This window comes from Stenotrophomonas africana, assembly GCF_013004645.1.
GTDB classification, from domain to species: domain Bacteria; phylum Pseudomonadota; class Gammaproteobacteria; order Xanthomonadales; family Xanthomonadaceae; genus Stenotrophomonas; species Stenotrophomonas africana.
The window spans coordinates 379156-402036 of the sequence record NZ_JABEME010000003.1; the positions used below are offsets into that span (position 1 = coordinate 379156).

At 65.7% G+C, this 22881-nt stretch carries 20 protein-coding genes; 16 read left to right on the forward strand and 4 right to left on the reverse strand.

Going from position 1 to position 22881, the window contains the following annotated elements; all coding sequences use genetic code 11:
* The first annotated feature begins 151 nt into the window (after positions 1-151).
* Positions 152-526 carry a hypothetical protein gene (locus tag HLA98_RS08180; protein ID WP_057500418.1) on the forward strand — a complete coding sequence of 125 codons (375 nt, stop codon included), beginning with the start codon at positions 152-154 and terminating at the stop codon, positions 524-526.
* Positions 527-575: 49 nt separating this feature from the next.
* On the opposite strand, the gene HLA98_RS08185 is transcribed toward HLA98_RS08180, so the two are convergent.
* Complete coding sequence (locus tag HLA98_RS08185; protein WP_057500492.1) at positions 576-971, reverse strand: hypothetical protein; 396 nt, start codon at positions 969-971, stop codon at positions 576-578.
* Between the two features lie 89 nt (positions 972-1060).
* Positions 1061-5773, reverse strand: coding sequence for an RHS repeat-associated core domain-containing protein (locus HLA98_RS08190; protein WP_232015519.1), 4713 nt, complete (start codon positions 5771-5773; stop codon positions 1061-1063).
* 355 nt (positions 5774-6128) lie between these two features.
* Between HLA98_RS08190 and HLA98_RS08195 the strand changes: the two genes are divergently transcribed.
* A complete protein-coding gene (locus HLA98_RS08195; protein ID WP_057500419.1) occupies positions 6129-6950 on the forward strand; it encodes an alpha/beta fold hydrolase in 822 nt (273 codons plus the stop codon).
* A gap of 35 nt (positions 6951-6985) precedes the next feature.
* Here HLA98_RS08195 and HLA98_RS08200 read toward each other — a convergent pair whose 3' ends face one another.
* The gene (locus tag HLA98_RS08200) at positions 6986-7780 is read right to left on the reverse strand and encodes an AraC family transcriptional regulator (protein ID WP_057500420.1); all 795 of its coding nucleotides are present in this window, start codon (positions 7778-7780) and stop codon (positions 6986-6988) included.
* 70 nt (positions 7781-7850) lie between these two features.
* Between HLA98_RS08200 and HLA98_RS08205 the strand changes: the two genes are divergently transcribed.
* The 10 genes from HLA98_RS08205 (at position 7851) to eptA (ending at position 17770) form a co-directional block, all read left to right on the forward strand.
* Entirely contained in the window at positions 7851-9818 is a 1968-nt protein-coding gene (locus HLA98_RS08205; RefSeq protein ID WP_232015518.1) for an FUSC family protein, read from the forward strand.
* 4 nt (positions 9819-9822) lie between these two features.
* Entirely contained in the window at positions 9823-10032 is a 210-nt protein-coding gene (locus HLA98_RS08210) for a DUF1656 domain-containing protein (RefSeq protein WP_049447662.1), read from the forward strand.
* A gap of 1 nt (position 10033) precedes the next feature.
* Positions 10034-10918, forward strand: a complete 885-nt coding sequence (locus HLA98_RS08215; RefSeq protein WP_057500421.1) for an HlyD family secretion protein — start codon at positions 10034-10036, stop codon at positions 10916-10918.
* Entirely contained in the window at positions 10915-12351 is a 1437-nt protein-coding gene (locus HLA98_RS08220) for an efflux transporter outer membrane subunit (protein WP_057500422.1), read from the forward strand. The genes HLA98_RS08215 and HLA98_RS08220 overlap by 4 nt, the downstream gene beginning before the upstream one ends.
* Positions 12352-12484: 133 nt before the next feature.
* Positions 12485-12832: an RcnB family protein gene (locus tag HLA98_RS08225; protein WP_057500423.1), complete on the forward strand. Its 348-nt coding sequence runs from the start codon at positions 12485-12487 to the stop codon at positions 12830-12832.
* A 72-nt stretch (positions 12833-12904) separates the two neighbouring features.
* Positions 12905-13435 carry a Cif family virulence factor gene (locus HLA98_RS08230; protein WP_129550649.1) on the forward strand — a complete coding sequence of 177 codons (531 nt, stop codon included), beginning with the start codon at positions 12905-12907 and terminating at the stop codon, positions 13433-13435.
* A 104-nt stretch (positions 13436-13539) separates the two neighbouring features.
* Positions 13540-14214: a response regulator transcription factor gene (locus HLA98_RS08235; RefSeq protein ID WP_049447667.1), complete on the forward strand. Its 675-nt coding sequence runs from the start codon at positions 13540-13542 to the stop codon at positions 14212-14214.
* A complete protein-coding gene (locus HLA98_RS08240) occupies positions 14211-15443 on the forward strand; it encodes a sensor histidine kinase (protein ID WP_057500425.1) in 1233 nt (410 codons plus the stop codon). The genes HLA98_RS08235 and HLA98_RS08240 overlap by 4 nt, the downstream gene beginning before the upstream one ends.
* A 58-nt stretch (positions 15444-15501) precedes the next feature.
* Complete coding sequence (locus tag HLA98_RS08245; RefSeq protein WP_049447669.1) at positions 15502-15888, forward strand: diacylglycerol kinase; 387 nt, start codon at positions 15502-15504, stop codon at positions 15886-15888.
* A 73-nt stretch (positions 15889-15961) separates the two neighbouring features.
* Positions 15962-17770 (forward strand): phosphoethanolamine transferase EptA, encoded by a 1809-nt coding sequence (gene eptA, locus HLA98_RS08250; RefSeq protein ID WP_057500426.1) that lies wholly within the window; start codon positions 15962-15964, stop codon positions 17768-17770.
* Here eptA and HLA98_RS08255 read toward each other — a convergent pair.
* A complete protein-coding gene (locus tag HLA98_RS08255) occupies positions 17674-18594 on the reverse strand; it encodes a M14 family metallopeptidase (RefSeq protein WP_005409936.1) in 921 nt (306 codons plus the stop codon). The two genes, eptA and HLA98_RS08255, sit on opposite strands and share 97 nt — an antisense overlap.
* A gap of 145 nt (positions 18595-18739) precedes the next feature.
* On the opposite strand from HLA98_RS08255, the gene HLA98_RS08260 reads away from it, so the two are divergent.
* Genes HLA98_RS08260 through HLA98_RS08275 form a run of 4 tightly spaced genes read left to right on the forward strand, consistent with a single transcriptional unit; the run spans position 18740 to position 22670 of the window.
* On the forward strand, positions 18740-19393 hold the full coding sequence (locus HLA98_RS08260) for a DUF3348 family protein (RefSeq protein ID WP_057500427.1): 654 nt from the start codon (positions 18740-18742) through the stop codon (positions 19391-19393).
* A gap of 10 nt (positions 19394-19403) precedes the next feature.
* On the forward strand, positions 19404-21668 hold the full coding sequence (locus HLA98_RS08265; RefSeq protein WP_057500428.1) for a DUF802 domain-containing protein: 2265 nt from the start codon (positions 19404-19406) through the stop codon (positions 21666-21668).
* Positions 21665-22303 (forward strand): OmpA family protein, encoded by a 639-nt coding sequence (locus HLA98_RS08270; protein ID WP_057500429.1) that lies wholly within the window; start codon positions 21665-21667, stop codon positions 22301-22303. Before HLA98_RS08265 ends, HLA98_RS08270 begins: the two co-directional genes overlap by 4 nt.
* Complete coding sequence (locus HLA98_RS08275; RefSeq protein WP_057500430.1) at positions 22293-22670, forward strand: DUF2894 domain-containing protein; 378 nt, start codon at positions 22293-22295, stop codon at positions 22668-22670. The genes HLA98_RS08270 and HLA98_RS08275 overlap by 11 nt, the downstream gene beginning before the upstream one ends.
* Positions 22671-22881 lie beyond the last annotated feature (211 nt).

Consider the following 22881-nt stretch of genomic DNA (forward strand, 5'->3'; position numbering starts at 1 on the left):
GGCGCCGGCTGGCAATCCGTCTGCCGGCTATGGCGGGCGGTGCGTTGGGGGCGTTCGCGCCCGCCGGCTTGAAGCCAACCCGGATTCGAACCACGTACCGCCCGCCACCTTTCGGGTGGCGGCTACCGATTGCCCTGCACGGAGCCTTGCCATGAACGAATCGGACTTCCCGCATCTGCACGCCTACCGCAGCACCGCCCGCGACGACGGTTCGCCACAGGCTGCGCCTGCAGTGGACAGAAACATCTTCATTGCCAATCTCAACCGCATCGGCTCCGGTGCAGCAGCCGACGGACAACCCTGGCCGGAGCGGCATCAACTACCCGGCCGCTGCCTGGCCCTCGCCGATGCCGATTGCGCACTGAACGGGTTGCGGGTGGTGCTGGAAATGCTGCTGGCGGCGGAACGCACCCGGCAGAACGGCGAACCGGAAGAGTACGTGGGCGACCGGGTGATGGAGGGGTTGGTCATGGCCTGCCAGTCGTTGTGCGCGCAGGCGGTGGGGCGGTTGCAGATTGATCCGTAATGGCAGCGGACGATCAGGCTGCTCCCTCCATCATCCGACATAGGCTCTTTCATCGCGCGAGCGATTGTTGCCTGCCCGCCCGACATGCCAGCGGCGTAGCGCCCTTGTCCGGTGGAATCGCGAGTACATTCCAGCGCTCGGCCAAGGTGCGTTCGACACGGGAAGAAAATGACTGGGCCTCGGCAGGCTTCCTCCCTTCAGAGAAGCCGATGGCTATTTCGAAGCGATCCAATCCGAGGTTCCCCGCCTCCAGTCCGGAGCCATCTTCCCGCTTGACTCCGACGTAGACGACAGGACGCTTCACGTCCACCTTTGACCTGGCAAGCTGGCGATCCAATTCAGCACTGCCATCAAAGAACTGCATTCTTTCGTCCTTGGCGATAGCGCTGAGGGTCTGCTTGAACAGATCCAAGCCCTCTTGGTCGTGCACGCAGAACTGGATCATCTTGAAGGGCCGTTTTCCGATGGCGCAAGCGCCATCGGATAATCCAAATCCCACTCCAATCAGAAGTACCACTGTCAGGAGCTTTACCATCAACGTGGCCCAACGATGCAAAGCGTTGCGGCCAATGTCGCCGCCGGACCAAAAATCAGGAAACCAAGCGCATCGTTGAGTATCGGATTGGGCCCGGATCCTTCGCCCACGATTGTGATCTGCGAGCCGATTCCCAGCGGCCCAGGCGCCACCTTCCACGATACCGTACCCGGATGGAACTGATGGCCCGGACGGGTTGAATTTACGATCGTCATGTTCTTTGAGTCCACCCACTGAGTAATGTGGTTTCGTCCACCGTTCCCGACAAGCTCAACGTCCGGAGTGAACCCCTCTCGGGCCGGCGGCGCACCTGGAGCACTTACCACTCTCGCAGCTCTGAATGCGGACTGCGGAGAGCAGAAACTGAATCGATCAATGCGGTAGACGTGATCATCCTCGCACAGACCAAACGGATCAGCAGCACCAAGCGGACCCGACGATACGTATGCGTAAGTCGTCATCCCCGCGCTCAGCCCGAGTGGGTCGCTCTGCGAGTACCGCCCCACTGCGGGGTCATACTCGCGCTGGTAGTTGTAGAACAGCCCACTCGCATCCGTCGCCTGCTGCCCGGCGAAGCGCAGCGCCAGCTCGAACGCCACACCGTCACCATCCGGGTCAGCACTCGGAATCTGGTTGCCGAATACTTCGCTCTTGTTGCTCCACTCCCACATCGTGACATCCCGCACCGGATCAATCACTACACGTGGCGTACCCAGATGATCCGGCTGGACGTAGGCCAGCTCCGGCACGCCGGTACTCGGCACATTGATCAGCGCCACCGGGTAGTTGTCCAGCCAGATGGCCTGCTGCTGCGCCTGGCCAGTGGCTGAGTAGTTGCCCAGCCACTGCCCTGCTTCGTCGTACAGCGTGATCTGGGCAGTTCCACCGGTCGGGGTGCGCAGCACGCGCTCCCCACGATGGTTGTAGGCGTAGCTTTCAAGTACGGCATTGCCCTGCTTCACCGCGTTCATGCGGTTGGCATCGTTGTAGGTGAACGCCTTGCTGCCAATACCGGTGGTGTTGCCCGCTGCGTCATGGTTGCGTGCTTCGCCATCCACCGCAGTCAGGCGATGGCTGGTTGCTGGATAGGTGTAGCTGGCAGTGCCCGCCGAAGTGGTCAGCGAAGTGCGATTACCCGTGGTGTCGTAGGCATAGGTTTCGATCGGCGTGCCGGTCGTACCGTCCTGGGTCTGGGTCAGGCGGCCCAGCGTGTCGTAGGCGTACTTGGCCAGCACCGTCGAGCCTGTGCCGTTCTTCAGTTCGGTGATCGAACCGACCGGGTCGTAGCCATAGCCCAGCGACAGGCCGCCTGCGGCCGGGTCATGCACCGCCTGCGGGCGATAGTCCAGATCCAGCGGACGCTGCAACTGGCGGCCATTGCCGTAGGTCCAGCCAGTGGCCGGGCCGAAGGCCGCGTAGGTCACGTTGTTCACCACGATCTGGCGCGCCTGGCCGGTTCGGGTCAGGCCGACCTGGCTGATGCGGCCCTGAATATCGCGCACGTAGTCGGCCACGGTGCCGTCGGGGTAGGTCAACGCGCTCAGGCGACCCGACTTGCTGTAGGCATAGCGCAGCGTGCTGGCGACACCATTAACGGTCTGCACCTTGCGGGTGACCTGCCCGAAGCGGTCATGGCAGTACTGGGTGCTGCCATTGGCGTGCAGCACCTGCCCCAGACGCCCCTTGGCGAAGCGCTCGTCTGCGGCGCAGGCTGCTGGCGCCACGTCATAGCTGTAGCCCACATCCAGATTTGGGTCTGGATAAGCGATGCCGATCAGGCGGTTGAGTGCATCGTAGTGATAGGTGGCGGTGACGCCGCGTGCATCGGTAGCTGTCTTGCGGTTGCCTGCCGCATCGACGGTGAAGCTGCTGGCGCCACTGTCCGGGCTGACCTGCCCGATCAGATTACCGAAACCGTTGTAGGCGTAGGTGGTGTGCAGTCCCTTCGGGTCGGTGATCTGGGTGACTTGGTCCAGCGCGTTGTACTGGCTGCGGATCTCCGCCGCCACGCCGCCGAGGTCCTGCAGGGTCTGGGCCAGGCGGTTCAGCGGATCGAACTGCTGGCTGGTCACGCGCTGCAGGGCGTCGATCACGGTCTGCGGGTTGCCGTTGGCATCGTACGCAAAGCCGGTGGCGTGATTGCCTGCGTCCTTCAGCGCGGTCAGCTGGCCGAGCGTGTTGAACGTCCTTGCCAGGGTGCGACGCAGGGTGCCGCCGGTATCCAGCGTGTCTTCCTTGAGGCGGTTGCCGGCGTTGTCCAGCGTGTAGTGAATCGTGTTGCCTACGTTGTCCTCGATGTCAGTCAAGCGCAGGGCAGCATCGTAGACGTAGGAAACGCTACTGCCATCCGGCTCGGTGATTTTCTGCACCTGGCCGGTTGGCCAGTAGCTCAGCTGGGTAACGCGGTCCTCGGCCATGCTGGCACCGCGTACGGTGATCGAAGTCGGCCAGCCGCGGGCATGGTAGGTGTAGTCGGTGACCACGCCGTTGGCGTCCTTGACCGACAACGGCCGCCCGAACGCGTCGTAGGCCAAGGTCTCGACCGTCTGGCCCAGCGCATTAGTCACGCTGCGCAGGTCGCCCTTGCGATAGCTGCAGGCGCCATTGGCCGCGCATCCCGCATCATCCGCCGGGTAGTAGGCGTAGGTAACGGCATCAGCCACATCCGTGCGCGGGCCATCCACGCTCTTCAGCAACCCTTCCACGGGGCAGCTGCCTGCAGCAGCCACGTCCGCGGCTTCGCAGTAGGTATAGCTGGTAATGCGCGTCTGGCCGGACGCGGTGTCGGTTACCGTGTTGGTCGTTGGCTGGCGCCGGGCATTGAAGGCCGTGCGGGTTTCGCGGCTGCCAATCCGGGTGGTCAGTACCGCATTGGTTTCGATGTCGCGCGCGGTGGTCACCACACGCTGTTCGGGCAGGCCGACCGCTTCGGTCACGGTATGGATGCTGACGGCGCGACTGCTCACCGGATCGGTGCCCTGCGCATAGGTGTGCTTGGTCTGGATACCGCGGCGATCGGTGTAGGTATCCAGGCGCCGGCGGAAGTCGACACTCTGGTCGTAGTAGGTTCGGCTGACAGTTCCCTGCGAATCCGTCAGGCCGGTCACCTTGCGCGACGGAGCGCTATCGCCGCCGGGTGTCAGGGTGTAGTCGGTCTGCCGCCCCAGCGCGTCGGTCACCACCGCACCGCCATTGGGGCTGTAGGCCAGTGTCACACCATCGGCACCGCCAGCGTGTTGACTGGAAATGACACGACCGTCGGAATCATAGACAAAGGTGCTGTAGCGACGCCCATCTTCCGCCGTAATGCCGGTCAGGTGCTGGGGGAAATCCTGGTTCTCATAGTGATACGTGCGCACGCCGCCACCCGCATAGGTCACCGTAGCAACCTGGTTCTGCGGCGTGTAGGTATAGGTGGCGAGCGGAATGCCTTCGACCAGCACCGAACTGATCAGCGCCTCATAGTCGTTGGACTGATAGACGAACTCCAGTGTGCGGCCACTGCTGTGGGTGACGGCCGCAAGGCGGTCGCTGTCGTCGTAGATGTAGGTCAGAGACGTGCCATCCGGGAAGCGCTTGGCGGTCAGACGCCCGTCCGCGCCGAAGATCGAGATGGAGCCCGCCGAATACAGTGTCCAGTTGCCGTTCTGGACGAGACGATCACCACTGTCGTCGTCCGCCTCATAGGCTTGCCCGATTTTCTTGAATGCCCTTTGGAAACCGGTACTTTCAATGATGCCAACACTGTCAACACCATCCAGTGCCAGTTGGGCGCCCAGCGAATGGGTCCAGCCATGACCGAAGCCACCGGAGGACGTGGAGATGCCGGAGTGATAGAAACGCGTCAGTGCGATCCAGCCAAGATCGAAGTCCCGCGCGATCTCATACTTTTCACCGGTCTTGACATCGCAGGGGTTGCCGACATTGCCGTCGCAGGTACCGCCGTTGGAAGCCGGGTCATTGTCGGGAATCGGACTCATGTTCGCCGCTGTATCGTTGCGGGACATGGGGCAGCTACCGGTGCCGCCGTGCTTGTCGCACTTCTGCGACTTCGAGGTGATGGTCGCAACGAATTCTTCGCTGACGCAGGCGTTGTGCTTGTTGGACCACTGCGTAAGCGGAATCGGGCAGTTCAAGCGCCGGGTACGCGCGACCGCCACCGTTCCGGTGTACGGCGTGCAGGGTGATTCAGCCGTATTGTTGCCAGCCATTGAAGTCAGATCGTAGTAGCGCGACTCGATGACACCTTCCTGATCGGGCGAAGCCGCAAACCAATCGCCTGAAGGAGTGACTGCCGCACCAGGGCACACGGGATTGCTGGCCTGTTGGTCCGCGAGAAAATCGGCAACCATCGCCTCTTCCGTCGGGAATATGTCACGCCCTATGTAGGACCAGTCCGGGTCGGTGGGCTGCGTCTTTCCCATCCAGTAGGTAATCGACGTGTTTCCGTTCAAGTCCACGACTTTCGACTTGATCTTGTCGACAGACTGCCAGCCGAACTGGAACTCCGGCGGGAACGGGCTGGGTGCGGGAAGGCTCTTGATCGCCTGCACCGCCTGCTGCTGGGTCTTGTACTGCGTCGAATTGCCGCCGGGCTGCGAGATACGCCAGGTGATCCTGCTTTCCTGCGCCTGTGCCACTGCGGGGGCGAAGCAGCCAACGGCAACGATCGCCAGCACGGCACACGAAATGGTCTTCAGTCGTTCCAACATCCCTGTTCTCCTTCCTGGACGAACACAGCGCCGGCGGGAACGAGAACGCGGAGCTGAGCCCCGCGTCATGCTTCGGATCGTCCCTGGTCCGGAATGCGGCAGTGCCACATACCGCCTTTATCGTTGAGGACGCTTGCACATTCAAGTGTGGAGTCGCGTAACCGATCACAGATTCAAGCATCCAACGCCGTTCAGCGGACTACGCCCTGTCGCATGACTTCCTGCACGGGGAATTGGTGTTATACATAACTACATTACCAGCACGACTTGTCGCGAGGTCGGCAGGCTGTGGCACTCCGCTGCAGACCTGACCCATCGGAAGGGCTGGCACGCGTCACGGCCCAGGGGAATGGCAATGAAAAGCAGCCGAGTGACGTTGTGGGCGCTGGCCGCCATGATGGCCACAGTGGGCACCGCGCACGCAGGGGAAATCCAGGTGCAACGAGGCGCTTACGCACTGCAGGCCGAAGAGACGGGGGCCGGCCCGATCACCGTGGTCTTTGAATCCGGTTTCGGGCAGGGCGCGGGCGCCTGGAATGAGGTGGTTGCGGGTCTGGGGAGCGACTACCACAGCATCACCTACGCCCGTGCAGGACTCGGCAAGTCCGGCAGCGACGGTAACCCCAAGCGCATCGATGCGCATCTGGCCGACCTCACGGCAGTGATCGATACGCTCGCACCCGGTCGCCGCGTTGTGCTGGTGGGTCATTCCTATGGCGGCCTGCTGGCCACGGAGTTTGCACGCCGCCATCCGGAGCGCCTGCAGGGCCTGGTACTGGTGGATCCGGCCACGATGGGGCAGCGCCATGCGTTCAAGCAGGCCGACAGTGCCCGCGTGCAGGCAGACGATGCCCAGCTGCGGGCAATGCTGCCGCCGGCCATGGCTGCCGACTACGCCGTGCTGACCGAACAACTGGATGCACCCGGTGCGGAGACCCCGCGCACGATGCCGGACGTGCCGGTGGTGCTGCTGACTGCAACCCAGCTGGCTGCCGAACCGCTGTTCTTCGAGGAAACCGCAGCGGGCAAGGCACTCTGGAAGGCGCAGCACGCCCTGCTCTTCTCGGGCTTCACGCGTGGCTCGCATCGCTACCTGGCAACCGGCCACACCCTCCAGCGCGAGGACCCCGCTGCGGTGGTGGCCGCGATTCAATCCGTCTCCGGCACCTTGAAGTAGCCGTTCCAGGCAACGGCTTTCCGGGTTGCTCCCTGCTACTGCCCACGCAGGCGCACCGCAAAGTACCGCGTCGGGGAAAGGCCAAGCGCCTTCTTGAACATCGTGATGAAGGCCGTCACCGACTCATAGCCCAGCGTCTCGGAAACGCGTTGTACTGGGGCACCACCGGCGAGTTCACGAATGGCGATGAGCAGATGCAGCTGCTGCCGCCAGCGCCCGAAGGACAAACCCGTTTCTCGCTCAATCAGCCGGGTCAACGTGCGCTCGCCCAGGGCCAGGCGCACGGCCCACTGGCGGATGGTGCTGCGGTCTGCCGGATCAGCCGACAATGCCGCAGCCAATGCACGCACCTTCGGGTGATCGCTGACTGGCAACGACAGATGCTCGGCCGGCATCTGCACCAGTTCGTCCAGCAGCACCCGCGCGAGCCGATCGATGTGGCTGCCATGCGGGTAGTCCAGCGGCGCATCGGCCAGGTGCAGGATCATCTCGCGCAGCATCGGGGAGATCGCCAGCGTCACGCACTGAGCAGGCAGTTCGACGACGCCAGGCTCGACGAACAGGTAGCACAGGCGCGCGTTGGCGGTGGCGCGATTGCTGTGCGGCATGCCGCCCGGAATCCAGACACCACACTGGGGCGGCACGATCCACAGCGCGTTGGCCACTTCGCAGGTCACCGCCCCGTGCAACGCAAGAATGAGCTGGCCCTTGCGGTGCTCATGCACGGGAATCTCCGCGTCGTGCTCGGCTACCTGCAGGCGGCTGGCGACCGCCGGGCGATCGGTCTCGTCCGGGTCCAGGTCAAAGCCGGGGAGCGAAATGCGAGCCATTCTCACATTGACCGGTTTTAGCGATTGATTGTCATTGTAGCGAAATTCGCCAGTGCGGCCGATCACTAGCATGACCCGCATGCACCTCCCCACACCTTTCCTTCCCCACCTGTTCCAGGCATTTGCCCGGTTGAAAAGCCCTGCCCTCCGGACCGACCAGGAGGCGGTGCTGTTCTCGCTCAAATGCCTGCTCGCCGCCTCGCTGGGGCTGTATGTCTCTCTGCGGATCGGCCTGAACCGCCCGTTCTGGGTGGTCGGCACGGTCTATCTGGTGTCGCAACCGCTGTCCGGCGCAACGCTCAGCCGCGGACTGTTCCGTCTGCTCGGTACCGTGGGCGGGGCCGTCGCCACCGTCGCGCTGGTGCCACGCTTCGCCAATGAACCCCTGGTGCTGAGCGCCGCGCTCGCCACGTGGATGGCCCTGTGCCTGTATCTGGCGATGCTCGACCGCACGCCACGTGCGTACGCGTTCCTGCTGGCCGGCTATACCACCAGCCTGATCGGGTTTCCTGCGGTGATGGTGCCGGGAGACGTGTTCACCATTGCCATCACGCGGGTGCAGGAAATCGCCATCGGCATCCTGGCCGCCACGCTGGTACATGCGTTGGTGTTGCCGCGCCGGGTCTCGATGCGCGTGCACGCACGGGTTGCTGCCGTGCTGGAAGATGCGGAACGATGGACACGCGACCTGCGCGCCAGTGCATCGGACACGGTGCTGGCGACGGACCGCTCGAAAGTGGCAACCGACCTGCTCGAACTGCATGTGCTGTCGATCCACCTGCCCTTCGACAGTGCCCACGGCGTGGCCCAGGTACAGATCCTGCGCGCCCTGCATGACCGGATGCTGGACGTACTGTTGCTGTCCAGCGCGGTGGAAGATTCCATCACCCGGCTGCGTTCACCACAGGCCGGCGCGATGGATGCAACGGGCTGGCGCGATCTGCTGCAGGCCAGCCTGGTCGCGCAACAGGCCGAGCTCGACCTCGCCCACGCCGACTGCCGCGTACTGCAGGCGCAACTATGCGCTGCCCGCCCCGACTGGCGCCTGCATGTACCTGCTCGCCTTGCGCGACATGCACAGGGTGCGGTACTTCACCGGGATCATCGGCTCGCCCTGCGCAGCGCGCTGGGCGCGTTCGTCGGCATCCTGCTGAGCTGCGTTCTGTGGATCGTTACCGGCTGGTCGGACGGCGCCACGGCGGTGTCCATCATCGGCACGGCGTGCGTGCTGTTCGGCACGATCGAAGCGCCTGCGCCGCATGTCATGCGCTATCTGGTGGGGTCGTTGATCGGCGTTGCCGTCGGCCTGCTCTACGGTCTACTGATCTTCCCCGCGCTCTCCGATTTCGTCGGCCTGATTGCCGCGCTCGCGCCGGTGCTGCTGCTGTGCGGATCCTTCCTGGCCCGGCCACCCTTCACCATGGCTGCCCTGGGCGTGGTGCTGACGTTTCCGCTCATCGCCGGCCTGGGCGCGACCAATACGGTCAACATCGTCGGTGCACTCAACAACAGCGTGGCGTTGTTCGTCGGTACGGCAATGGCACTGTGCAGCATGCAGCTATTCCAGACCATCGATGCGGGCCGCAACCGCGCACGGTTGGAGCATTCGATCCGTCGGGACATCGCGCGGCACGCCGCCGGACGAGGTGATGTGACCCGCGCCTGGCTCAGCCGCATGCTGGATCGCATCGGGCTGCTCGCTCCCAGGTTGCAGGGCCGTACCAGCCCAGCACACGACCTGCGAGCGTTGTTTGCGGACGTTCGTGCGGCACGTGCATCCAACCAACTCCGCGCACTGGACACGCGCCTGCAGGATCCGCGCATGCAAGAGCTTCAGGCGACGCTGATCGAACGCGTCGCAGCACATTTCAGGATCCGCGCCCACGCGCCACGCCGTGTCGACGCCCATCTCCTGGAACTGCTCGACCGCATGCGAGAAGCAGCGGTGGCCGGCAGCGCGGATCGGGAGCATCTGTCGCACCTGCTCTGCGGGTTGCGCCGCGACCTGCTGGCACCCCCGCTCACCCATCGGCACTGACCTCATGTTTTCTGATCTTTCCATTGATGGCGTGCTCATTCCTGGCCTGCTCGCCGTGGCCGCCGCCGCGCTGGCGCTATCGATGCTGACCTCACGTCTGCTCGCCAGCCTCGGTCTGTACCGCTGGTTCGCCGCACGGCCGCTGGTAGGCCTTTCCCTGTTCGTGATCCTGGCGGAGCTGATGATCCGGCTTGCGCCTCTGTTCGAGAAATGAAATGAAACACACGCTTGCTGTCATCGGGCGCTGGAGCGCAACGCTGGTTGTATTCGCGATTGCTGTCGTCGCTGCACTGTCCCTCTGGAATCGTTACGAAACACGCCCGTGGACGCGTGATGGACGGGTGCGCGCCGATGTGGTGCGCGTCGCGTCGGACATGGGAGGCCTGGTCACCCAGGTGCTGGTGCACGACAACCAGCGGGTCAGCGCCGGACAGCTGCTGCTGGTGCTGGATCAACCGCGCTTCGCTGCCGCGCTTGAGAAGGCCGACGCAGCGGTCAGCAGTGCACGAGCGACGCTGGCGCTGGCCCGCCGCGAATCGACGCGCGACAACGCACTTGGCAACCTGGTCGCCTCGGAAACACGCGAACGCAACGCCGCCAAGGTCGATACCGAGCTGGCCGCCCTTGCCCAGGCACGAGCCGAACAGCGCGTAGCCCAGCTCAACGTGCGACGTACCGAGGTGCGCGCGACTACCGATGGCATCGTCACCAATCTGGACCTGCACGCGGGCGACTACCTGCAACCCGGTGCGCAGGCGCTGGCGCTGATCGACACCGGCAGCCTGCGTATCGAAGGCTACTTCGAGGAAACCAAACTGGGCTGCATCACCGAGGGTGATGCCGCCGTGGCCCGGCTGATGGGCGACACCCGCGATGTCCGCGGACACGTGGACACCATTGCCGCCGGCATTGCCGACGATCAGCGCTCGAGCACGCACAACCTGCTGCCGGCCGTGGCGCCGACCTACACCTGGGTGAGGCTGGCACAGCGCATCCCGGTACGCATCCACATCGATGATGCGCCGGCGGATACGCGTCTGATCGTGGGTCGTACTGCGAACGTGACCATCACGCCCTCGGCCCAGGGAGCCTGCAAGTGAGCGTGCGAACCATACGTGGTGGGCTGCTTGCCCTGCTGCTGCCGATGACGGCCTGCGTATCCGGCCCTGACTATCACCTGCCTGGGAATGCCGTCGCAGCCTCCCCCCGGGCGGCGCGGGCGTTCGTCTCAGGCCAGGACGCATCGTTCAGTCACGATGTGCCACCGGATCGGTGGTGGCAACTGTATGGCGACCCCCAGCTTGACGCCTACGTACGCGAAGCACTGGCGGCCAATACCGACCTGCGCGCCGCCGATGCCAACCTCCGGCGCGCCAGCGCTACCGTGCTGGAGTACCGTGCGCGCGGTGCCGTGCAAGCGGACGTGAATGCATCGGGCACGCTCACCCATGCTGGTGGCTACACCCAGGCGTCGGCCGCGTCGCAGTCGTATGCGCTGGGCCTGCACCTCTCCTATCCGCTGGACCTCGCAGGCGGCATCCGCCGCGGCATCGAAGCCGCCAACGCGAACGCGGAGGCGGTTGCTGCGGCACGGGACCAGGTCCGCGTGGTTGTCGCTGCGGCCGTCACCCGTGCCTATCTCCAGGTGTGCACCCGCAATCACACGCTCGCCGCAACCCGGCAAGTGCTGGCGATACAGCGCGCCACGCTGGAGGCAACCCGACGCCTGGCTGCAGGCGGGCGCGGAACGGACTTCGATGTCAGCCGTGCCGGTGCCGCCGTCAACCGCAGCGCGGCGGGGATACCGCACCTGCTGGCGGAACGGCAGGCCTCACTGTTCGAACTGGCCGCACTGATGGGCAGGCTCCCGGCAGACTATCCCAGGGAAGCGGAAGGGTGCCCACAGCCCCCTGAGCTGGCGCAAGCATTGCCGGTCGGTGACGGCTGGCAGCTGCTCCAGCGGCGCCCTGACGTACGCGCAGCCGAACGCAGCCTGGCCGCCGCGACTGCAATGATCGGTGTCGAGACGGCGGGGCTCTATCCGCAGATCACTCTGGGCGCCTCTTCGGGCGTGGCTGGCACACCGGCGCATCTGCTGTCAGCCGACAGCTTCGGTGCGAGCATCGGCCCCGTGCTGTCATGGCACTGGCCCAACCGCCGCGCAGCCAAGGCCCGCATCGCAGCGGCTGGTGCCAATGCAGATACTGCTCTCGCTTCGTTTGACGGCATCGTGCTGCGGGCACTGCGCCAGACCGAGACCGCGCTTTCTGCCTGCACGCAGGAGCTTGAACGCGAGCGCAGCCTGGCGCAGGCGCGGATGGACGCAGCGCGGGCCGCCGGGCAGGCACAGCAACTCTACCGTTTCGGCAGGATCGATTTTCTCGACGTGCTTTCGGCCCAGGCCGCGCTGGCAGATGCGGAGTCCGCATTGGCCAACTCGCGCGCGGAGCGGGTCGACCGTCAGATGGAACTGTTCCTGTCACTGGGCGGCGGTTGGGCTGCGGGCGACACAGCCGATGGTGCGACACGCTGAGATCATCTTCGCAGCAGCAGGCGCAACCCGATCTGTTCATGAACGGCATGCCGACACCCGTATTCATTCACGTGGCCTGCCCTACATTCGCGTTCACAGCGCCGCATACCGCGGCCATGACGGAGGCATCCCGATGACATCCATACGTCTGCTTGCCCTTGCCGTGAGTACGGCCGCAGCACTCGCCGCAGCTCCCGCCTTCGCGGATCCGCCGCACCACGCCCGCGGCAACGGCCCGCCGCCGCATGCCGGCGGCCCCCATAACCGTGATGCGCCGCCGCCGGGCTGGCAGAAGAAGGCCTGGCGACGCGGTGATCGCCTGCCGTGGTCCGAAGTGGATCGCCGATACTGGGTGGACGACTATGCGCGCTATCACCTGCGTGAGCCGGGCCGTGACCGGCGTTGGGTGCGCCAGTCCGACAACGAGTACCTGTTGGTGGAGATCGCAACTGGCTTGATTGTTGACGCGCTGCATCGTTGAATGTGGAGCGCGCCGGGGCCCTGTAGCCGTGGCCCCGGCGACGCTCCTACCCTGCTGCGACCCACGTCAATGATGCGAACCATCGGATTCAAAGGCGCGCTTCTCGCTGCCTTCCTCGTCGCAGGCCAGCCGGCCCACGCAACCCAGCACCCATCAGCGGCGGATGTAAAAGCGATCGAACAGGTGGTCGAATCGTTCCGCACCTCGCTGATCAACAAGGACAAGCCGACCTACATGGGCCTGTTCTTTTCGGACAAACCGGAAGATATCGGCTGGCAGTTCGTCTCCGAGGACGCGCGCCTGCAGGACATCCGCAAGGCCAAGCCCGATGCGATCAAGGCTCGGCAGATTCCCACCAACAACTTCATCGCGCTGATCGACGGAGCGGTGGCTTCGCCCAAGCCAAAAGAAGAGACATTCTCCAACACCAAGATCGAGACGGATGGCGATGTGGCCTCGGTGTCGTTCGACTACAGCTTCCACGACGATGGGGTGAAGACCAACTGGGGCAGGGAAATGTGGCAGCTGATCCGGACCGAGCAGGGCTGGAAGATCTTCTCGGTGATCTACTCGGTCCGCGATTCACGCAGCCCGGCCGATTGAACGTCGCTTGAGGGGGCCGAACCCGGGCCGCGATCCATTCAGCCTGCGCATTGGCAATCAGTCAGGGATCGGGCACAGTTCGGCCACGCGCAAGGACGCACGCCATGACCCGCCTGCTGATCATCGAAGACAACCCCGAACTCGTAGCCAACCTGTACGCCTTCTTCGAGCCTCTCGGCTACGTGCTGGACGACGCCCGCGACGGTGCCAGCGGCCTGCGCCGGGCCACGCAGCACGACTACGACGCCATCCTGCTGGACCTGATGCTGCCACGCCTGGATGGCATGACGCTGTGCCAGAAGCTGCGCCAGGAGTTCCAGAACCCGGTGCCGATCCTGATGCTGACCGCGCGCGATCCGGTCGAAGACCGGGTTCAGGGCCTTGCGTTGGGTGCGGACGACTACCTGGTCAAACCGTTCTCGCTGACGGAACTGGATGCGCGGATCAAGGCCCTGGTGCGACGGGCGCAGGGTCGTCAGGTCCAGAGCGTGCTGGCGTGGAAGGATCTGCAGGTGGACACGCGCTCGCCACAGGCCTGGCGGCAAGGCCGCTGCATTACGCTGACGCCCACGTCGCACAAGCTGCTGATGTGCCTGGTGCGTGCGGCTCCCGCGGTGGTGCGCAAGCAGGAGATGCAGTACCTGGTCTGGGGCGACGAGCCACCGGACAGCGGCGCGCTGCGAACACACATCCATGAGCTGCGCCTGCAGGTGGACCGGAGCTTTGACACCGCGCTGATTACCACGGTGCACAGCGTCGGCTGGCGCATGCTGGCGTGAGCCCTGCTTCCCTCTACCGCCGGCTGAGCCTGCGCACCCGCATCACGATCTCGTTCGTGCTGTTGATGGCCGGTGCAATGGGTTTCATCGTCCTGGCCGAACAGGTCGACTACGACCAGGTCAGGGCCGCCGTCATCGCGCGGACCCAGGATAGTGCCGTGCAGAAGCTGCAGGGAGCACTGGCCCGTGGCGAACACCCCGCCCTGCCCTCGGGTAGCCAGTTGTACGACAGCCATAGCGTGCCGATGGTCCTGCGCCAGTACGGTCCGGGCTACCACGGCGAAGCAGCACCCAACGAGTGGCACCTGCGTGTGTTCGACAGTGGCGACCAACGTTATTACCTGCTGCAGGACGCTGCCCCCTATGGCTACCTGGAACACCTGATCAATGCCTTTGCGGCGCTGGTCATCTCGATCTGCGTGCTGGGCGCCTTCCTGATCGGTCGCAAGGTGGCGACGCACGTCATCGCGCCCATCACGCGCTTGGCGGACGCGGTGCAGGACGGCCAGAAGCCCTTTCCCTATCAGGACGCGCGCGACGAGATTGGTGTACTCGCCCGCGCCTTCGCCCGGCACAGCGACGAGCTCGAACGGTTCCTGCATCGCGAGCAGTGCTTCAGTGGCGATGCCAGCCACGAGCTGCGCACGCCGCTGGCCATCATCGGAGGCGCCGCAGAGACGCTCGCCTGCCAGCTTCCGGCCGACAGCCACCTGGTTCCCAGTGCCGAGCGTATCCTGCGCACCACCCAGGAGATGCAGCGCCAGCTGACCTGCCTGCTGCTGCTCTCGCGCGCCCCCAGTACCGTGCCGCGCAACCCGGTGGCCCTGCGTCCGCTGATCGAATCCTGCATGGAGCGCTGCGAGCCCTGGCTTTCCGGCAAGCCGGTGAACGTTGCGTTTGATGCCCTGCACGACACCGTGCTGGACACCAACGCGAATCTGGCGCACAGCGTGATCTGGAACCTGCTGCGCAACGCCTGCCAGTACACCGAATGCGGCGAAGTGCGGATCACCCTCCACGACGCCGCACTCATCGTCGCCGACACGGGCCCCGGCCTGCCCTCCAGTATCGACCCACAGCAGTTCGAGCGTTTCCTGCCCGGCAACCCGCACAGTGGCGAGGGACTAGGGCTGTCGATCGTGCAGCGCATCGTCGAGCATCTGGGCTGGAGGATGACGGTGCATTCCTCGCAGCAGGGATGCCGGTTCAGCCTGGAGTGGCCCCTCTGACGGTTTCCTGACGCGCGCGTGCACATGCTGGGATGGCTCACTTCACGGCGGAACCCGCATGCAGCACCCCAAGGACAGCGGCAAGTACCCGCACGGCAAGACCGGCCTGAGCCGCATCTTCCACACCCTCATCCATTCGCGCGATGGTTTCATCGCCACCTTCCGCGGCGAGGCAGCCTTTCGTCAGCTGCTGCTTCTGCACGCGCTGCTGATCATTGCAGCGTTCGTGCTGGACATCAGCGCGGTCGAGCGCGCGATAGTGCTGGCGGTCTGTTTCATCAGCCTGCTGGTGGAACTGCTCAACTCGGCGATCGAGGCGGTGGTTGATCGCATCTCTCTGGAACAGCATCCGCTGTCCAAGAATGCCAAGGACATGGGCAGTGCCGCGCAGACCACCGCGTTGTTGATGGTCGGCGCTGTGTGGGGCGTGATCCTGCTGGGGTAAGCCGCCAATCCTGACAACTTCCTGATAAAGCGGTTTCGATACTGCGCGCACTCCCGTTCCGCGGAATCTGCTCGTGCGTCAATGCCTCCGTTTTCCACGGCCCCATCCGATCGTTCTGGTCTGGGCCGCCGCACTGTTCTTCACCACGATTGGAAACATCGCCCTCTGGAAGACGCTGTGGGGGCTGATCGACCTCAACAGCCTGCGCAGCGTGCTGTTCCTGGCCAGCTTGCCGGTGGTGCTGTTCTGCCTGTTCAACCTGATGCTGACGCCACTGCTGGCACTGCCGTTCCTGCGCAGGCCGCTGCTGGTGCTGCTCGTTGTCGTCAGCGCCGCCTGCAGCTATTTCATGCTGCACTACAACGTGCTGATCGATCGCAGCATGGTGCAGAACGTGTTCGAGACCAACCAGGCCGAGCTGAACGCCTATCTCTCGCTGCCACTGCTGTTGACCCTGCTGGTGCTGGGCGTGCTGCCCGCTGCCGGGCTGGCCCTGGTGCGCACCACCAGCGGGGCCGGTTCGATACGTTCGCTGCTGGTGTGGCCGGCCAGCGTTCTGGCGTCATTGCTGGTACTGCTGGCAGTCGGCTTCGCGTTCTACAAGGACTACTCCTCGCTGCTGCGAAACAATCGTTACATCCGTGACCAGGTGCTGCCGATGAACATCGTGCGCCATACCCACGGTTATCTGAAAGGCCTCTACAGCACCCGCCAGCAACCCTTGCGCCCGATCGGCATGGACGCACGGCGCGTACCGGGGCCGCGCCCGAAGCTGGTAGTCATGGTCGTCGGCGAGACCGCGCGATCACAGAACTTCCAGCTCAACGGCTACCCACGCGCGACCAATCCCCGGCTCTCGCGCAAGGAAGGCGTCATCAGCTTCAGTGATGTTTCCTCATGCGGAACCGCAACGGCGATCTCGGTGCCGTGCATGTTCTCGCAGATGACCCGCCGCCAGTACGACGATGTCCGCGCAGCGACCGAGGAGAACGTGCTCGACATCCTGCAGCGCACCGGCATCCGCGTGCTCTGGCGCAACAACAACAACGGCGGTTGCAAGGGCGTGTGCGAACGCGTGCCGACCGAGGACATGCCCGCGCTGAAGGTAGCCGGCCAGTGTGTCAACGCCGACGGCACCTGCTACGACGAGGTGCTGCTGCATCAGCTTGGCGCACGCATCGACGCCATCCACGGCGATGCCCTGGTCGTGCTGCACCAGCTGGGCAGCCACGGCCCGACCTATTTCGAACGCTACCCCCCACAGTCGCGGGCATTCAGTCCGACCTGCGACAGCAACCAGATCCAGCGTTGCAGCAACGAGGCGCTGGTCAACACCTACGACAACACCCTGGTCCATACCGACCGCATGCTTGGCAAGACCATTGACCTGCTGCAGGGGTATGCGGACCAGCGTGATGTCGCACTGATCTATGTGTCCGACCATGGCGAGTCGCTGGGCGAACGGGGCATGTACCTGCACGGTACGCCTTACTTCATCGCACCGCGCGAGCAGACCCAGGTGCCGATGGTGATGTGGTTCCCACCGGAATTCAGCCGCAACGCGGGCGTGGACCTGGCCTGCCTGCGCGAGAACGCCCTGCACCGGGCGCACAGCCACGACAACGTCTTCCACTCGCTGCTGGGCCTGTTCGGGGTCAACAGCACCGTGTACCAAGGCGATCTGGATGTGTTCGCCGGATGCCGCGCGTCGGCTTCGCCGGCTGTGGGCCCCTCGCCAGCAAGGCAGCGCCGGCTGATGCCGGTCGCTGCCCGCAACGTGGCGCGTTACTGCGCCGCCAGGGCGAAATCCAGGCCCGCGCACACCGCCGCCACCTGGGCGTCGTTGCATTCCTGCGGGTTGGTGCGCGGGCTGTCCGGGTAGACCTCGGTGGTGGTGGCAAAGCGTGCATCGGTGAAGCCGGCGCAGGCACCAATCGAACGCGATTCGCCCCAGACCACGCCCGGCGACTGCAACGGCAGGCCGACCAGGTTGCCCTCGGCGTCGGCCGGGGCGATATGGGTGACCGGGGCGACGGCGGCGATCAGGGCCTTCTGGAACTCGGCCTGCGGATCTTCGCTGTTGCCGATCACGTAGAAGCCGTCCGGAATGGTGTCGCGCTCGAACGGCTTGCCGTCGCGGGCACAGCGCGCCGGATCGAACTCGTGCAGATCGCTGTCGGTGGTCTCGTGCAAGTCCAGGTGCACCAGCAGGTTCGGCTTGCGCTCGGCCACCCAGGCCATCAGCGCGGCCGCTTCCTCGATCTGGCCGCCGTCACGGAAGCTGCGGTTGGGGTCGATGGCATCCGGGTTCCAGCGCTGGATGCGCTCGTAGCCCCACGGGCTGACGCACGGCGCCACGATCAGGTTCAGCCGGCCCAGGTAACGCTCGGCCTGCTGTTCCAGGAACTGCAGGGCGCCATGCACGCCGCTGGTCTCGTAGCCATGCACGCCACCGGTGATCAGCGCGGTCGGCAGTGCCGGGTTCCAGTCGTGGTTGACCACGGCAAACAGCGGGTAATGGTCCGGCGCATAGTCCAACTGGCCGTACTGGATCACGTCGAAACTGTCGTCCAGGCGCTCAAGGGCGGCCACCACGTCATCGTGGTAACTGCGCTGACGCTGCTGGCGGGCCCGCCACTGTGCGCGTTCCGCGTCGCCCCAGGGCTGTCCGGGGGTGCCGATCGGGTAGAACTGCGCAACGGTCATTGGGGAACTCCAGGGGTCGAACGGATGGGTGCAGCCGGACATTCTAAGCCTTGTCGCGCCTGCGGGCGCCCCCGCCCGGCCCCCGCCTTCATCCAGGCCGGGTCATCTGGTTGTAAAATCAACGGTTTTTGGCCCCAACCCCTTGATGGCGAACGCAGCGCAGCCGGTCCTGGGCGGACCGGAGTTCCTCCGCCTGCTCGCCCGTCTCAGCGACGGCGCGATGCCGGCCACCAGTCCCGCCCTGACCGATCGCCTCGGCCAGTGGGTGGACTGGAGCCGTGCCGTGGCCCTGTCCGGGGCGCTCGGCGGACGCCTGCCCGAGCCCGGTGAAGCCGCCGAAGCGCTCGAGGATGTGCTGGCCGACTGCGCGCAGGCGCACGCCAGCCTGCTGGCCTCGATCAGTGAGGATGCCGAAGCCGAGCGCCTGCTGGACCTGGCCGAAGCCGCCGCTGTACCCAACTTCGCCTCGCTGCGCCAGCGCTACCGGGTGCTGCAGCAGGCCATCCAGACCGCCACCGGGCGCCTGCGCGGCCGCCTGCGCGACCAGCTGGTGCAGGTTTCGCCCGAGCTGGCGCGGCTGGCCGAGGTCGATGCGGTGATAGAACAGACCCTTACCCCACGCGAACACAGCCTGCTGGCCACGGCGCCGGCGGTGCTCGGCGCCCGTTTTGAACGCGTGCACGGCCAGCCCGGTTGGCGCGCGGCCTTCCGCCAAGACATGCGCACGCTGCTGCTCGCCGAACTGCAGCTGCGCTTCCACCCGATCGAAGGGCTGCAAGACGCCCTGCGCTCCCACTGACCGGAACACCATGTCCAGAACTGCTTTCCATGTCGTTGTTTTCCTTGTCGGCCTGCTGGCCGTGTGCTGGATCGGCATTGGCTACGTTTCGGTGCACCCGCTGGGTGCAGCGGTGGCGGCGATCATCGCGGCCTGCTACATCGCCGGTGGCGTGGAGCTGTACCGCTACCGCCAGGCCAGCAACGGCCTGCGCGCCGCACTGAACGATCTGTCCAGCGCGAAGGAAAGCCTCGCCCCCTGGCTGGAGCGCGTGCCGGTGGGCCTGCGCAACGCCGTGCGCCTGCGCGTGGAAGGCGAGCGCACTGCCCTGCCCGCACCGGTACTGACCCCGTACCTCGTTGGCCTGCTGGTGCTGCTGGGCATGCTCGGCACCCTGCTGGGCATGATGGACACGCTGCGTGGCACCGGACTGGCCCTGCAGAGCGCGACCGACATGGCCGCGATCCGCGGCTCGCTGGCCTCGCCGGTGCAGGGCCTGGCGGTGGCCTTCGGTACCTCGATCGCCGGTGTGGCCAGCTCGGCCATGCTCGGCTTGCTGGCAGCGCTGCTGCGTCGTGACCGCCTGCAGGCCGTGCAGCAGCTGGACCGCGCCATTGCCGGTGACCTGCATCCGTACTCGCAGGCCTGGCAGCGCGCCGAATCGCTGCGCCTGCTGCAGGCACAGTCCGCGGCGCTGCCGGCGCTGGTCGACCGCCTGCAGGCAATGACCAGCACCTTTGAACAGCACAGTTCGGCCGCCAATGAACGCCTGCTGGCCGGCCAGGCCGAGTTCCTGACTCAGAGCCAGGCGCTGCAGGAGCGCCTGGCGGTCTCGCTGCAGCAGTCGCTGCGCGAAGGGGCTGAAGCCAGCGCCGCCGCCATCGGTGGCGCGCTGCAGCCGATGGCCGAGACCACCCTGGCAGGCCTGGCCCGTCACGGCGAAGCACTGCACGCCCGCGTCGAGCAGGCCGTGCAGCAGCAGCTGGCCGGCCTGAGCGACGGTTTCGAGCGCAGCCGCGTCGCCACCGAGGCCAGCTGGGCCAAGGTGGTGAGTGAACAGACCCAGGCACAACAGGCACTGGTGGGTGATCTGCGCCAGCACCTGCAGGCCTTCAGCGATGGCCAGGCCACGCATGCCGAAGCGCTGGTCGCGCGCATCGGCGAGCGCCTGCAGGCCGATGCACAGGGCAATGCAGAGGCCTTGCGCGCCGCCGCCGAACAGCAGCAGGCCCTGAACAGCGCGCTGGTCGAGCGCCAGCAGCAGGCGCTGCTCGCAGCCGGTCAGCAGCTGGAGGAGCACGCGCAGGCGTTGCTGCAGGCACTGGAGCAGCAGCACAGCGCCAGCCAGTCGCTGCTGCAGGACCACGAACAGCAGCGCTCGCAGGATTGGCAGGCCGCGCAGGCCGCCGCCGCGACCGCGCATGCCGAACTGCAGGCCAGCCTGGACAGCCGCGAACAGCAACGCCAGGCACGCTGGGACGCGGTCAGCGCCGAGCTGCAGCAGGCCCACGCCACGCTGCAGGCGCAGCTGCAGGCCGGCGACGAACAGCGCCTGCAACGCTGGAGCGATGCCTTGCAGCACGTTTCCGCCGAGCTGGCCGAGCGCCTGCAGGCCAATGGCGAGCGCCTGGCTGCGCAGCAGCAGCAGGTCTGCGACACGCTGGCCGCCACCGCTCAGCAGATCGGCGAGAACGGTCGTGCACAGGCCAGCGCAACGCTGGCCGAAGTGTCGACCCTGCTGCAGACTGCCGCCGCCGCGCCGAAGGCTGCTGTCGACGTCATCAACGAGCTGCGCAGCACGCTCTCTGAAAGCCTGGCGCGTGACAACGCGATGCTGGAAGAGCGCGGACGCCTGCTGGCCACCGTGCAGACCCTGCTCGATGCGATCAACCATGCTTCGCACGAACAGCGCACCGCGGTGGACGCGCTGGTCGGTGGTTCGGCCGAGCTGCTGGAGCGCGTCGGCAACCGCTTCACCGACCATATCGCCGCCGAGACCGGGAAGCTGGACGGCATCGCCGCAGCGCTCAACGTCAGCGCCGGTGAAGTGGGCCAGTTGGCCAGCACCTTTGGTGAGGCGGTCGCGCAGTTCGGCAGCGCCTCCACCGAGCTGTCCGGCCGCCTGGAACAGATTGGTGGTGCACTGGATGCCTCGCTGGCCCGCAGCGATGAGCAGCTGGCCTACTACGTGGCGCAGGCGCGCGAGGTGGTCGACCTCAGCCTGCTGTCGCAGAAGCAGGTGATGGAAGAACTGCAGCAGCTGGCCACACGCCGCGGCAAGGCCGGTAGCGCATGAGCGACGAGCTGGAAGTCGACGGCGGCTCGCATGCCCCGATCTGGGCCGCCTTTGGCGACCTGATGTCGGTGCTGCTGGGCGCGTTCGTGCTGATCCTGGTCGGCGTGGTTGCCGTGCAGCTGGAACTGTCGCAGCGGCTGGACCAGGAAGTGAAGCAGCGCCAGGCCGAAGCCAAGCGCCTGCAGACCCTGGAGCAGGCACTGGCCGGCCCGCTGGCCGCCGGTCGCGTGACGCTGGTGGATGGCCGCATCGGCATCAGCGGCAGCGTGCTGTTCGCGCTGAACTCCGACCAGCTGCAGCCGGAAGGCCAGGAGCTGCTGCGCAGCCTGGCCGCACCGCTGGCCGCCTACCTGGGCAGCCGCGAAGAGATCCTGATGGTCAGCGGCTTCACCGATGACGCGCCGGTGCGCGAAGGCAACCGGCGTTTCGCCGACAACTGGGAGCTGTCGGCGCAGCGGTCGCTGACCGTGACCCGCACCCTGATCACCGATGGCGTACCGGCCGACGCCGTGTTCGCCGCCGCGTTCGGCAGCGAGCAGCCGGTCAGTTCCAATGCCAATGAAGAAGGCCGCGCACGCAACCGCCGCGTGGAGATCGCGCCGATTCCCAAGCCCAAGGCGCCGGATGCCAAGTAAGCCGCCAGCGCTCGAAGGCCTGCGCGCACTGGTGCGCGACCTCGATGCGGGGTCGCGCTCGCTGCCGCATTACCCGCAGGTGCCGATGCTGCAGCAGGTGCAGCGTGAATGGTCGGAGCTGCGCAGCGAACTGCAGGTGCGTCGCTCACTGCGCGCCGAAGCCCCGGCCGACGGCGGCCCGCTGAACTCGGCGGTGCTGGTGCAGCGCATGCTGGACACGATGCAGGCGACCAGCCCCGGCTACCTGCGCCACTTCATCGATTACGTGGATACGTTGTCCTGGCTGCAGGCGCTGCAGGATGGCGCCGCCAGCGGCGGTGACAACGCAAAGCCGAAGCGCACGCGCAAGCCGCGCAACGCGGGTTGATCGCACACTGACGCCGACCTCGTTCGGCGTTCCTGGATACGACAATCCTGATCCGCGCTTCTGGTAGACGCCAACCTTGGTTGGCGCTCCACCAACGACGCCGCGCATGCCAACCAAGGTTGGCATCCACCAATGCATGCGTCGACATGCCACGCGTGTAGCGGTGTCACCAGACAGTCATCTGTCTAGCGCACCATTTTCACGTTGACCC

Excerpts from the sequence above, each read along its gene's own strand:
- HLA98_RS08215 (WP_057500421.1), top strand. The coding sequence starts at position 10,034 with ATGAAACACACGCTTGCTGTCATCGGGCGCTGGAGCGCAACGCTGGTT.
- HLA98_RS08205 (WP_232015518.1), top strand. The coding sequence starts at position 7,851 with ATGACCCGCATGCACCTCCCCACACCTTTCCTTCCCCACCTGTTCCAG.
- HLA98_RS08245 (WP_049447669.1), top strand. The coding sequence starts at position 15,502 with ATGCAGCACCCCAAGGACAGCGGCAAGTACCCGCACGGCAAGACCGGC.
- HLA98_RS08195 (WP_057500419.1), top strand. The coding sequence starts at position 6,129 with ATGAAAAGCAGCCGAGTGACGTTGTGGGCGCTGGCCGCCATGATGGCC.
- HLA98_RS08275 (WP_057500430.1), top strand. The coding sequence starts at position 22,293 with ATGCCAAGTAAGCCGCCAGCGCTCGAAGGCCTGCGCGCACTGGTGCGC.
- HLA98_RS08235 (WP_049447667.1), top strand. The coding sequence starts at position 13,540 with ATGACCCGCCTGCTGATCATCGAAGACAACCCCGAACTCGTAGCCAAC.
- HLA98_RS08265 (WP_057500428.1), top strand. The coding sequence starts at position 19,404 with ATGTCCAGAACTGCTTTCCATGTCGTTGTTTTCCTTGTCGGCCTGCTG.
- HLA98_RS08270 (WP_057500429.1), top strand. The coding sequence starts at position 21,665 with ATGAGCGACGAGCTGGAAGTCGACGGCGGCTCGCATGCCCCGATCTGG.
- HLA98_RS08255 (WP_005409936.1), bottom strand. The coding sequence starts at position 18,594 with ATGACCGTTGCGCAGTTCTACCCGATCGGCACCCCCGGACAGCCCTGG.
- HLA98_RS08190 (WP_232015519.1), bottom strand. The coding sequence starts at position 5,773 with ATGTTGGAACGACTGAAGACCATTTCGTGTGCCGTGCTGGCGATCGTT.
- HLA98_RS08210 (WP_049447662.1), top strand. The coding sequence starts at position 9,823 with ATGTTTTCTGATCTTTCCATTGATGGCGTGCTCATTCCTGGCCTGCTC.
- HLA98_RS08260 (WP_057500427.1), top strand. The coding sequence starts at position 18,740 with ATGGCGAACGCAGCGCAGCCGGTCCTGGGCGGACCGGAGTTCCTCCGC.
- HLA98_RS08180 (WP_057500418.1), top strand. The coding sequence starts at position 152 with ATGAACGAATCGGACTTCCCGCATCTGCACGCCTACCGCAGCACCGCC.
- HLA98_RS08185 (WP_057500492.1), bottom strand. The coding sequence starts at position 971 with ATGATCCAGTTCTGCGTGCACGACCAAGAGGGCTTGGATCTGTTCAAG.
- HLA98_RS08225 (WP_057500423.1), top strand. The coding sequence starts at position 12,485 with ATGACATCCATACGTCTGCTTGCCCTTGCCGTGAGTACGGCCGCAGCA.
- HLA98_RS08200 (WP_057500420.1), bottom strand. The coding sequence starts at position 7,780 with ATGGCTCGCATTTCGCTCCCCGGCTTTGACCTGGACCCGGACGAGACC.
- HLA98_RS08230 (WP_129550649.1), top strand. The coding sequence starts at position 12,905 with ATGCGAACCATCGGATTCAAAGGCGCGCTTCTCGCTGCCTTCCTCGTC.